General features: G+C 71.5%; 7 protein-coding genes. 4 read left to right on the forward strand and 3 right to left on the reverse strand.

Annotation, left to right across the window (positions count from 1 at the left end):
• Window positions 1-214: 214 nt before the first annotated feature.
• Together GLX30_RS20935 and GLX30_RS20940 are read left to right on the forward strand one after the other, a co-directional pair.
• Complete coding sequence (locus tag GLX30_RS20935; protein ID WP_159691195.1) at window positions 215-1228, forward strand: SMI1/KNR4 family protein; 1014 nt, start codon at window positions 215-217, stop codon at window positions 1226-1228.
• Between the two features lie 7 nt (window positions 1229-1235).
• Window positions 1236-3998 (forward strand): SUKH-4 family immunity protein, encoded by a 2763-nt coding sequence (locus tag GLX30_RS20940; RefSeq protein ID WP_159691198.1) that lies wholly within the window; start codon window positions 1236-1238, stop codon window positions 3996-3998.
• A 73-nt stretch (window positions 3999-4071) separates the two neighbouring features.
• Here the strand turns inward: GLX30_RS20940 and GLX30_RS20945 are convergent, their stop codons facing one another.
• From GLX30_RS20945 to GLX30_RS20955, 3 genes are all read right to left on the reverse strand, one after another.
• Window positions 4072-5673: a cation acetate symporter gene (locus GLX30_RS20945; RefSeq protein ID WP_159691201.1), complete on the reverse strand. Its 1602-nt coding sequence runs from the start codon at window positions 5671-5673 to the stop codon at window positions 4072-4074.
• Complete coding sequence (locus tag GLX30_RS20950) at window positions 5670-6143, reverse strand: DUF485 domain-containing protein (protein WP_159691203.1); 474 nt, start codon at window positions 6141-6143, stop codon at window positions 5670-5672. Before GLX30_RS20950 ends, GLX30_RS20945 begins: the two co-directional genes overlap by 4 nt.
• Before the next feature lie 289 nt (window positions 6144-6432).
• Entirely contained in the window at window positions 6433-7956 is a 1524-nt protein-coding gene (locus GLX30_RS20955; RefSeq protein WP_159691206.1) for an MFS transporter, read from the reverse strand.
• Window positions 7957-8342: 386 nt separating this feature from the next.
• Here GLX30_RS20955 and GLX30_RS20960 point away from each other — a divergent pair, with 386 nt between their 5' ends.
• The gene (locus GLX30_RS20960; protein ID WP_159691209.1) at window positions 8343-9131 is read left to right on the forward strand and encodes an ABC transporter ATP-binding protein; all 789 of its coding nucleotides are present in this window, start codon (window positions 8343-8345) and stop codon (window positions 9129-9131) included.
• Window positions 9128-11698 (forward strand): FtsX-like permease family protein, encoded by a 2571-nt coding sequence (locus GLX30_RS20965; protein ID WP_159691212.1) that lies wholly within the window; start codon window positions 9128-9130, stop codon window positions 11696-11698. Before GLX30_RS20960 ends, GLX30_RS20965 begins: the two co-directional genes overlap by 4 nt.
• The last annotated feature ends 71 nt before the right edge of the window (window positions 11699-11769 follow it).

Here is an 11769-nt window from a genome sequence, read left to right on the forward strand (position 1 = left end):
CGTGCACTCCCCCGTGGTGCGGTAGACAGCCTGCCAAATGGGGTGGCTGGTAAGGAAGCTGGGTAGCTGAAACGTGTCGCCGTGGTGTCGTCCCTGGGCCTATGGGTCACTCGAAAGTGACTCTTCGTTACGGAACCGGAGGCCAGGCAGCCACTATTGCCGCACCGCTTAGGCTGTGCTGAACCAGCCAGAAGCCAGCAGGGGGCAGAACGCCATGACGACAGGTCGGCAAGGCCTGGGGGCAGCTACGGGCCCCGGGGCCGGTGCGGGTACCGCGCCACCGAATGCGGCCTACGCCGGGCAGGTCGTGCACTTCCCGGACCCGGTCCGCGCCTCCCGTCACCCCAGAGGGGTGCGGGTCGACGACGGGGGACACCCGGACTTCTCGCCGTACGCCCGCGCGGCCGCGGAGATCGCCGAGCCTCCTGAGGGTTTCGGCGTGGACGAGTTGCGCCTCACGGACTTCGTCTCCGCGAACGCCGCTCTGGCCGCGGACGGGCACCCCCTGTGGGACACGGTCCCGGCGGTCGCGACGCCTCACGGCTGGACGTGGCACCACGTACCGAACTCGCGGCGACTGGAGCTCGTGCCCGTCGAGGTGAAGGCGCTCCTGCGGCATCACGGCGGTCTGACGACGGCGGCCGTCGACCACTCCAAGCGGGGCACGCGCCCGCTCCAGGAGACGCGGCCCGCCCACTTCGGCCTGCCGAAGGGCGCCGTGTCGGTGACCGAGCAGCAGCTGCGCCACGTCGAGGAGGACCTCGGTTACCGCCTGCCCGGCGCGTACCGCTCCTTCCTCAAGGCGGCGGGCGGCTCCGCACCGGTCGGCGCGGCGCTCGACGCGGAGCTGGGTCTGCTGGTGGACCAGCCGTTCTTCACCGTGCGCGAAGAGGCCGCGGTCAACGACCTGGTGTACGTCAACAAGTGCCTGCGGGACCATCTGACCAAGGACTACCTGGGCGTCGCGTTCGTCCAGGGCGGGATCCTCGCGCTGAAGGTGCGGGGCACGGACATCGGTTCGGTGTGGTTCTGCGCGTACGACGACGCCCGTGACCAGGACGGGTGGAACGTGCAGGAGCGCGTGGAGAGGCTGCTGCTGCCCTGCGGCGAGGACTTCGACGCGTTCCTGCAGCGGCTCGCGGGCAATCCGCCGGAGCTGGAGACCGTGGCGAATCTGATGGTGGACGGCGGCTTCGCGCGTGCCGTTCCCGTTTCGGGCGAGGGGTGATCGACCGGTGGTGACTTTCGCGCAGGCGCAGGAGCGCGCCGAGGAGTGGGTCAACGGCGACGTGCCCGCGTACCAGCACCGTGAGGTGCGGGTCCGCGAGTTCGACCTCGGATTCGTCGTGTGGGCGGAGGACCGCGAGCAGGGTGCCCGTTCCGACGGTGGCCGTCAGCGGCTGGTGATCGCCAGGGACAGCGGTGAGGCGACGCTGTGGCCGGGGCTGCCGGTCGGTGAGGTGATCCGGCGGTACGAGGAGGAGTACGGGGGCACCCCGGACGCCTCGCAGGCGGCGCCGGAAGCGCCGCAGCGGATCGATCTGAACCAGACGTCGTTCCTGTTGAGCCCGCCCGAGTGGCTCCAGGACGCGGCGGACAGGATGGGTATTCCCGACCGGCGTTCGTCGGACTCCTCGACTCCTGCCGGGGCGTCGGCTCCGGCCGTGCCCGCGGCTCCCGCTGCTGCCGCCGCTCCCGCCTCCGGCGCGGACGAGTCGCCGGCCCCCGCTGCCGGGGCGTCCGACGACCAGGCTTCGATCGGCGGCAACGCCTCGCAGGCGTCGGGCAGTTCGGCTGCCTCCTCCCTGTCCTCGTCGTTCTCGTCCGCTTCCTCGTCCTCTTCTTCCTCCGCTGCTTCCGCGTCGTCCTCGACGGGGTCCGGGTGGCCGGAGGCAGGTTCGTCACCGGGCGCGGACGCGTCGCGGGGCGGATCCGCCTGGCCGAGTGCCGGGGCGGCGGACCACGAGCCGACGGCGTCCGACGGGGTGCCCGCCACGCCGTCCGGCGGCACCGGCTGGACGGACACCAGTTCCGCGGGACCTGACGACGCGTCCGTGCCGCTACCGGCCACCGTGTTCGCGCCGCCGGTCTCGCTGGACGACAGCAGCACACCGCCGCCCGTCGGGGCCGACGCGCCCACGGCGCTGATGTCGGGCGGCAGTCAGTTGCCGAGGACCGCGGTCGTGCCGGGACTGGGCGTGCAGCCGCAGCCGCAGGCCGAGCCACCGCGGTCGCAGCAGCAGCAGACGCCGCCGCCCGCGCCGGGTACCGGTGCCGCCGACATAGCGGACGCGGCGACGAGCAAGGCCGTGCTGCCGCCGCGCGGTGCGCGCGGCGGTACGGGATCGACGACCCCGCCGCCGCCCGGCGCTCCCGGCACCCCCGGCGCACGGCCGGGCGCCGGCGCGACGCCGCCGCCGTCGGGTCCGGGTGCGCCCGGCGCCCCGGCGGGCGGCTACCTGCCCACCCAACTCGTCTCGCAGCTCGGCCCCGAGGGTCCGCAGCCTCCCGGCCCGCCCGGTCCGCCGGCGCCTCCTGGTTCGACGCCGCCTCCCGCCGGCGGGGTGCACCAGGCCGCGACGATGCTGGCCGGTCCCGCGCAGATGGGTCCGGGGGCGCCGCAGCCTCCCGGCCCGCCGAGGCCGCCGGGTTCCACGCCGCCGCCTCCCGGCCCGCCCGCGCCTCCCGGTTCGACGCCGCCTCCTGGTTCGACGCCGCCTCCCGGTGGTGGGGTGCACCACGCGGCGACGATGCTGGCCGGTCCCGCGCAGATGGGTCCGGGGGCGCCGCAGCCTCCCGGCCCGCCCGGCTCGCCGCCGCCCCCCGGTTCGACGCCGCCTCCCGGTGGTGGGGTGCACCAGGCCGCGACGATGCTGGCCGGTCCTGCCCAGATGGGTCCGGGGGCACCGCAGCCTCCGGGACCTCCCGGTCCTCCCGGCGCCCCCGGTCCGGTGCCGCACGCGCCGCAGCCTCCTCCGGGCGGCGGTCGTCCGCCGTACGGCTACCCCCAGCAGCCCACCGGTGTGCCGACGGTCGGTCCCGGCTACCAGGCCGTCCTGCGCTACCGCGCGCCCGACGGCTCGGAGGCCCAACTGATCCGCCGCTCCGCGCCGGGCACCCCGCACCCGGAGTGGCAGATCCTGCACGAGCTGCGCGCGATGAACGTGCCGCCGCAGCAGGTGCTGGAACTGCACACGGAGCTGGAGTCGTGCGAGCTGCCGGGTGCGTACTGTGCCCGGATGATCCGTGAGACATGGCCGCAGGCGCGGATCACGTCGATCGCCCCGTACGGCAGGGACCACGCCTCACGTCAGCAGGGCATGCAGCAACTGCTCGCCCACCAGGGCGAGTTGCACCAGGTCGCGGACGGGCCTGCCCGTCCCGCGCCGGTGCGCGCCCCGCTGCCGCAGGTTCCGCCGGCGCCGCCGATCCCGCCGGAGGGCGTGGCACAGGAGCTGGCGGGCGCATTCGGGCCGCAGGGTCTGTGCCGGTTCGACCAGCGGGCCGTGTCGCGTCAGGGTGTGCCGGAGGTCGTGGCGGCGACCCTGGTGTGGGCGGGTCTGCCGGGCGACTTCAACCCGTTCTTCTGGGCGCAGCCGGCCCAGCCGGTGGTGCCGACGCTGGCGGAGCTCGCCGCTCAGCGCCAGGTGCAGCCGGCGTCCGACGCCGGTTCGTACCTGGTGGTCGGCAGCGACTTCGGCCGTGCGATCTGTGTCCAGTACGGCACGGCGCACATCGTGGCGGTGCCCGTGGAGTCCGGTCCGGGCGGCCGGCCCGTGGCGCCGCAGTTCGTGAACACGGGCCTGCCCGAGTTCGTACGCTGCCTGGCGCTGCTCGGCCGTATGTGGCGGCTGCGCTTCGGCCTCACCCCGGAGCAGGCGGGCCGCTGGACGGTCGACTTCCAGGCCCAGCTGGCGGCCTTGGACCCGGCGGCGCTTTCGTCGCCGGAGAGCTGGTGGTCGGTACTCCTCGAGCAGATGTGGGACGGCCTGCTGTAGGCCGCGCAGTACGACATGCGAGGGCGCCCGGTCCGTGAACCACGGACCGGGCGCCCTCGTTCGTGCGCGCAGGTCAGGAGTGCGTCGACGTCCCCGCGAGGATCGTGGGTTCCAGGTCCTCGTAGCGGCTGCGCTGGACCGCCGCGTCGTTGTCGTAGAGGACGGTCGCGAGCCAGCCTGCGAGGAAGCCGAGCGGGATGGAGACCAGGCCGGCCGTGGTGTACGGGAACCAGTTGAAGTCCTGGTCGGGGAAGACGGACTGCGGTGATCCGGACACCAGGTTGCTCCCGCTGGTCAGGACGAGCGCGGAGACGGTTCCCACGATGAGCGTGGCGAGCAGTCCCGTACGGGTGTAGCGGCGCCAGAAGAGGCTGTAGACGAGGGCGGGCGCGACGGCGGACGCGCCGATGCAGAAGGACAGGGTCAGCAGCGCCTGGAGGTTCAGGTGCCTGGCGCCGGCGGCGATCGCGATGGCGACGAGGCCGACGCCCGCCGCGGCGGACCTGGCGATGGCCATCTCGGTGCGGTCGGTGAGCCTCGCATCGCGCAGCCCGTGCGCGATCAGGTCGTGGGCCAGGGTGTTGGCGCACGCCAGGGTGATTCCGGCGACCGAGGCGAGCAGCGTGAGGAAGATCGCGGTGGCCACGGCGGTGAACACCAGCGTCTCGACGGTGTTCGGGTCGTTGCCCAGGACGGCCTGCGTGACCATCAGGAACGCGGTCTTGCCCTGCGGGTCCCCGGCGGCGAGTTCCTTGTGCCCGACGAGCGCCGCGGCGCCGAAGCCGATCACGGCGATCAGCAGGCAGGTGACGACGACGATGGACACTGCCCAGGACATGGAGCGCCGCACGGACCTCGCGTTGCGGGCGGTGAACATGCGCATCGTGATGTGGGGCAGTACCGCCGCGCCGAGCACGACGGTCAACTGGGTGCTGATCATGTCGATCTCGTCGCCCGCGAACTGGAGCCCGGGGGTGAGGTACGCGTCCTTCAGCCCGCTGCCTTCCTTGGCGGCGTCGAGCAGCGCGGGCGGGCTGAAGTCGAAGCGGTCGAGGATCAGTACGGCGATGACGGTGGCCGCGCCGAGCAGTACGACGGTCTTGACGATCTGGATGAAGGCGGTGCCCTTCATGCCGCCGATCGCCGCGTACGTGATCATCAGCAGTCCGAGGAACACGATCGCCCCGGTCTTGAACCCGTCGGCGTGGAAGCCGAGGACGACGGCGAGCAGGTCACCCGCACCCGCCAACTGGAAGATGACCAGCGGCAGCAGCGCGGCGAGGGTGACGGCGGCCACGGTGATCCGTACGACGGGGCCCGGTGCGCGGCGGCCGAAGACGTCGCCCATGGTGAACCGGCCCGCGTTGCGCAGGGGTTCGGCGAGCAGGAACATCATCAGGACCAGCGACAGCACGGTGCTCAGGGTGAGCGTCATGCCGTCGTACCCGAGGAGCGCGATGATGCCGATGGTGCCGAGTACGGTTCCGGCGGAGATGTAGTCGCCCGCGATGGCCATGCCGCTCTGCATGGGGGACAGGGAGCGGTAGCCGGTGTAGAACTCGCCGAGGTCGTCCCGGTCGGGTCCGGTCATCACGCACAGCAGGAGCGTCACGGTGATGACGGCGATGAACGCCATGAGGGACATGGTCTGGGCTTCGGAGCTGAACCCGTTCATGCGCGCGCACCTCCCCTCGGCTGCCGTCCGCTGTGCGGGGCCGTCCGCTCGGAGCGTTCCCTGACCGAGGCGACCAGCGGGTCGACGCGTGTGCCTGCGATGCGCTCGTAGACGGCGATCGCGGCGAGAGCCACGGGCAGTTGGACGAGTCCCAGCACCAGTCCGGTCGTGAGGCCGCCGCTGACCTCGCCGGTCATCATCGAGGGGGCGTAGGCGGACAGGAGCAGGAAGAGGATGAAGTAGCCGAGGGCGGTGAACGTCGAGACGCGCCGCAGCCTGCGGTAGGCCGAGCCGAGGCTTTGCAGTTCGCGGCCGTGCCCGTCGTCGGCCTGGTGGTGCTGCGTGCTCTGCGGCCGGTCCCAGGGCTGCGGTTCGAAACCCCATGCCGGGTCCGCCGCCTCCTGGCGGTGCCGGCCGGGGACCCGTGGCTGCGGCGGCGGATCAGGGAATAGCTGGTGGTGGTACGACATCGTCTTGCTCCTTGCCGCCCCGAGGGTGGGCGGGTGGCGCTGGTGGTCCGCGTACGTTACTCACGGGTATGGCGATGGCGTAAGACCTTCCCGACCAACTGGTATGTCAGTTCGGTGACGATCCTGTGCAGGAGCGAACGGACCGGCGGTAACACCGGCCGAAAGATCGCCCTTGCCCTGGATGGCCGGAAATCGCCCTGGGAGTCGTGGCGGGGGCTTTGCCCGTGAACGCACCTGCGGGCGCAAGGTGTGCCGCGCACGCGAGAGGCCGTGCGGGGCGGCGCGACGGTCAGTCCGCGTCCGGTCGCACCGGGAACCGCTTCGGCGCCACGAGGACCAGGACCAGCAGTGCGGCCCCCGCCGCGGCCGCGGCCCCCAGGTAGACGTGGTCGACCGCCGCGTCCACGGCCCGCCGCAGGCCGTCGGCGGCGTCGGTCGTCAGCGTGGCCGGGTTCTCCAGGGCGTGGGACACGGAGTCGAGGCTGCCGCCCCCGAGGCGGGAGAGCAGGACTGCGTTGGCGACCGCGCCGAAGAGGGCCGCGCCCATGGACTGGCCGACCTGGCGGCAGAAGAGGACGGACGCGGTGGTGGTGCCGCGCTCCGACCAGCCGACGGTGGACTGCACGCCGACGATCAGGGGCAGTTGGAACAGACCGAGTGCCGCGCCGAGCAGCAGCATGGCGAGCGCAGGCTGCCACGGTTCGCCGGGGAACGGCAGCAGCGGGAAGGACAGAAGGACGAGCATGGCCGCGGCGATGCCGAGGATCGCCGTCCGCCGGAACCCGATGCGGTTGTAGACCCGGTCGGACAGGGCTGCGCTGACCGGCCAGCTCAGGGTCATCACCGACAGTACGAAGCCCGCGGCGATCGGGCCGAGGCCGAGCACGGACTGGGCGTAGGTGGGGAGGAAGACGGTCGGGGCGACCATCAGCAGGCCCAGAGCGCCGAGGGCCAGGTTGACCGCAGCGATCGTGCGGCGACGCCAGACCCAGCCCGGGATGATCGGTTCCGCCGCGCGGCGTTCGACGACGACGGTGACCGCGACGAGGACGGCGCCCCCACCGAACAGAGCCAGCGAGGGTAGGGAGAGCCAGGGCCACGCGGTGCCGCCCTGGACGAGGGCGGTGAGGAGCAGCGCGCCCGTCGCGAAGACGCACAGCGCCCCCGCCCAGTCGACACGGGGACGGGCCGCCGGAGCGGGACGGGCCGGCTCCACGAAGTAGCGGGCGACGAGGAGGAGCGCGACCGCGCCGACCGGCAGATTGATGAGGAAGATCCAGCGCCAGTCCGCGTAACCGGCGAGCAGCCCGCCGACCGCGGGACCCGCCACCGCCGCCGTCGCCCAGACCGTCGAGAGCCGGGCCTGGATCTTCGGGCGTTCCTTCAGCGGGTACAGGTCGGCGGCGATGGTCTGCACCGTGCCCTGGAGCGCCCCGCCGCCGAGGCCCTGGACGACGCGGAACGCGATGAGCGCGGCCATGTTCCATGCGACGGCGCACAGCAGGGAGCCCAGCAGGAACAGGATGATGCCGGCGATGAGGACGGGCTTGCGGCCGAAGGTGTCGGAGAGCTTGCCGTAGACGGGGAGGGTGACGGTGACGGCGAGGAGGTAGCCGGAGAAGAGCCAGGAGAAGACGGCGAAGCCGCCCAGGTCGCCGACGATCTGGGGCACGGCGGTCGAGACGACCGTCCCGTCGAGCGCGGCCAGCGCCATGCCCAGCATGAGCGCCGCGACGACCGGGGCCCGCCCCCGGGGTGCGGCCGCGCCCGCCTCGGCTCCGGACAGGCGTTCCGTGCGGCCGGTGCTCCCCATCGCTGCCCAAGTCCTTTCCGCATGCATCTATTTCCGGGGACACCTTCTCACTTGAGGCTGACGCAGGGGGAGGGTGCAGTCTCGTCGTACACCGGGTCCACCCGTGGGTGGAGTCCCCCTAGGGGCTCCTCCTTACTTCTGCCGGGGGGACGTTCGTCCCGGCGGACGACGTGAAGGCCCGGTCCCGCTCCTTAACTTGTTCTTACGGCCGCAGCTGAGGCCCGCAGTCGACGCAGTTCCGGCCGGGGGTGGGGAAAACCCCCGGACCAAGACTGCGCTGCGCACCAGCGCGCCGGACCGCTTCCGTCGGAAGACTCGACACGTACCCGCGGCGACGCCGTTCGCCGGAACAGACCGCAGATTTTCCCAGAGCTAGGAGACCTACCGTGACTACGGCTGTAACCACCCCCGCACCCGGGGAGACCGGAGGGCGCACGGCCGTCGCCGCACGGGGGCGGCAGGTCGTCAAGGCGTACGGCGCCGGGGAGACCCGTGTCGTCGCGCTCGATCACGTCGACGTGGACATCGCCCGCGGGCAGTTCACCGCCATCATGGGCCCGTCCGGCTCCGGCAAGTCGACCCTCATGCACTGCCTGGCCGGTCTCGACACCGTCACCTCGGGTCAGATCTTCCTCGACGACACCGAGATCACCGGACTGAAGGACAAGAAGCTCACGCAGCTGCGCCGGGACCGGATCGGCTTCATCTTCCAGGCGTTCAACCTGCTGCCGACGCTGAACGCCCTGGAGAACATCACGCTCCCCATGGACATCGCCGGCCGCAAGCCCGACGCCGCCTGGATGAACCGGGTCGTCGAGACGGTCGGTCTGGGCGAACGCCTCAAGCACCGGCCCACCCAGCTCTCCGGCGGCCAGCAGCAGCGCGTCGCCGTCGCCCGTGCCCTCGCCGCCCGGCCCGAGATCATCTTCGGTGACGAGCCCACCGGGAACCTGGACTCGAGGGCGGGCGCCGAAGTGCTCGGCTTCCTCCGCACGTCGGTCGACGAGCTGGGCCAGACCATCGTGATGGTCACGCACGACCCGGTCGCCGCCTCCTACGCGGACCGCGTCCTGTACCTCGCCGACGGCCGCATCGTCGACGAGATGCTCCGGCCGACCGCGGAGGCCGTCCTCGACCGCATGAAGGACTTCGACGCGCGCGGGCGGACGTCATGACCGTCTTCAGGACCTCGCTGCGCAACTTCTTCGCGCACAAGGGGCGTATGGCCCTCTCGGCCGTCGCGGTGCTGCTGTCGGTGGCCTTCGTGTCGGGCACGCTCGTGTTCACCGACACCATGAACACCACGTTCGACAAGCTCTTCGCCGTCTCCTCCGCGGACGTGACCGTCAGCCCCAAGGGCGCCGAGGACACGGAGGCCCCGGCGACCGGCAGGCCGGAGACGCTGCCCGCTTCGCTCGTCGACCAGGTCGGCAAGGTCGAGGGCGTGAAGTCCGCCGAGGGCGCCGTGTCCAGCATGAGCATCACCGTCGTCAACTCCGAGAACAAGAACATGGGCTCCACCACCGGTGCCCCGACGATCGCGGCCAACTGGACCCAGAACGACCTCAAGTCGATGGAGATCGCCTCGGGCCACGCCCCCCGCGGTCCCACCGAGGTCATGGTCGACGCCGACACGGCCGACAAGCACAAGCTGAAGCTGGGCGACGAGCTGCGGACCATCGCCGTCACCGGAGACTTCACCGCGAAGATCACCGGCATCGCGTCCTTCAAGGTCACCAACCCCGGTGCCGCCGTCGTCTTCTACGACACCGCCACCGCGCAGCGGGAACTGCTCGGCAAAGAAGGCCTGTTCACCAATGTCATGGTCGTCGCCGACGACGGCGTCAGCGACGAGGTGCTGAAGAAGAACCTGGCCTCCGCCCTGGAGCAGCCGTACAAGCTGCAGACCGCTGAGGAAGCGGCGGACGCCGGCCGCGAAGAGGTCGGCTCGTTCCTCGACGTGATGAAGTACGCGATGCTCGGGTTCGCCGGGATCGCCTTCCTCGTCGGCATCTTCCTGATCGTCAACACCTTTTCGATGCTGGTCGCCCAGCGCACCCGGGAGATCGGCCTGATGCGCGCCATCGGGTCGAGCCGCAAGCAGGTCAACCGCTCCGTGCTCATCGAGGCGCTGCTGCTCGGCCTGGTCGGCTCGATCGCCGGTGTGGCCGCCGGCGTGGGGCTGGCCGTCGGGCTGATGAAGATGATGTCCGCGGTCGGCATGAACCTCTCCACCGACGACCTGACCGTGAAGTGGACGACGCCGGTGGTCGGCATGGTGCTCGGCATCGTCGTCACCGTCCTCGCCGCCTACATCCCGGCGCGCCGCGCCGGCAAGGTCTCGCCCATGGCGGCGCTGCGTGACTCCGGCATGCCGGCCGACGGCAGGGCCGGATGGATCCGCGGCGGCATCGGCCTCGTCCTCACCGGCGGCGGCGCCGCGGCCCTGCTGGTCGCCACGCAGGCGGAGAAGGCGAGCGAGGGGTCGATGTTCCTCGGCCTCGGCGTGGTGCTGTCCCTGATCGGCTTCGTCGTGGTCGGCCCGCTCCTGGCGGGCGGTGTGGTGCGGGTGATCAGCGTCCTGGTGCTGCGGATGTTCGGCCCCGTCGGCCGGATGGCCGAGCGCAACGCGCTGCGCAACCCGCGCCGTACGGGAGCGACCGGCGCCGCCCTGATGATCGGCCTCGCCCTGGTGGCGTGCCTGTCGGTGGTCGGCTCGTCGATGGTGGCCTCCGCGACGGAGGAGCTCGACAAGTCGGTGGGCGCCGACTTCATCGTGCAGTCCGCCACCATGGGCCCGATCGTGCCGCAGGCGCAGGAAGCCCTGAAGAAGACGCCGGGCCTCGAGCACGTCACCGATTACAAGGGCGTCGACGCGAAGATCACCGCCCCTGACGGCACGGCGGAGGACCTGCAACTGGTCGCCGCGGACCCGACGTACGCGCAGGACCTGCGCCGCGAGACCGTGGCGGGTGAACTCTCCGCCGCGTACGGCAAGGACGCGATGTCCGTCGGCAGCGACTACGCGGAGAAGCGTGGCGTGAAGGTCGGCGACACGATCAAGGTCGACTTCAAGAACGGCAGCCCCGCAGAGCTGAAGATCGCCGCGATCACCTCCGACGACACCAACGTCGACAAGGGCGCGATGTATCTGAACGTCACGACCGCCGCGCAGTACGTCCCGGCCGAGAAGATGCCCGAGAACATGATCATGTTCGCCAAGGCGGTCGACGGCCAGGAGAAGGAGGCGTACACCGCGCTGAAGAAGTCGCTCGCCGAGTACCCGCAGTACAAGGTGCAGAACCAGACCGACTTCAAGCAGGACCTGAAGGACCAGATCGGGCAGCTGCTCAACATCGTCTACGGCCTGCTGGCGCTCGCGATCATCGTCGCGATCCTCGGAGTCGTGAACACCCTGGCCCTGTCGGTGGTCGAGCGGACCAGGGAGATCGGCCTGATGCGGGCCATCGGCCTCTCGCGCCGCCAGCTGCGCCGGATGATCCGCCTCGAGTCGGTGGTCATCGCCCTCTTCGGAGCGCTGCTCGGCCTCGGCCTGGGCATGGGCTGGGGCACCTCCGCCCAGCAGCTGCTGGCGCTGGAGGGACTGGGCGTCCTGGAGATCCCGTGGCCGACGATCATCACGGTCTTCGTGGGCTCGGCGTTCGTGGGCCTGTTCGCGGCCCTGGTGCCGGCCTTCCGCGCGGGCCGGATGAACGTCCTGAACGCGATCGCGACGGAGTAGCACCCCCGGTGGGCCCGGTACGGGGGTCCGGTCCCACCCGCACTCCGAACGGCCCCGGGTGTCCGTCAAGG

This window comes from Streptomyces sp. Tu 2975 (genome assembly GCF_009832925.1).
Lineage (GTDB): Bacteria > Actinomycetota > Actinomycetes > Streptomycetales > Streptomycetaceae > Streptomyces.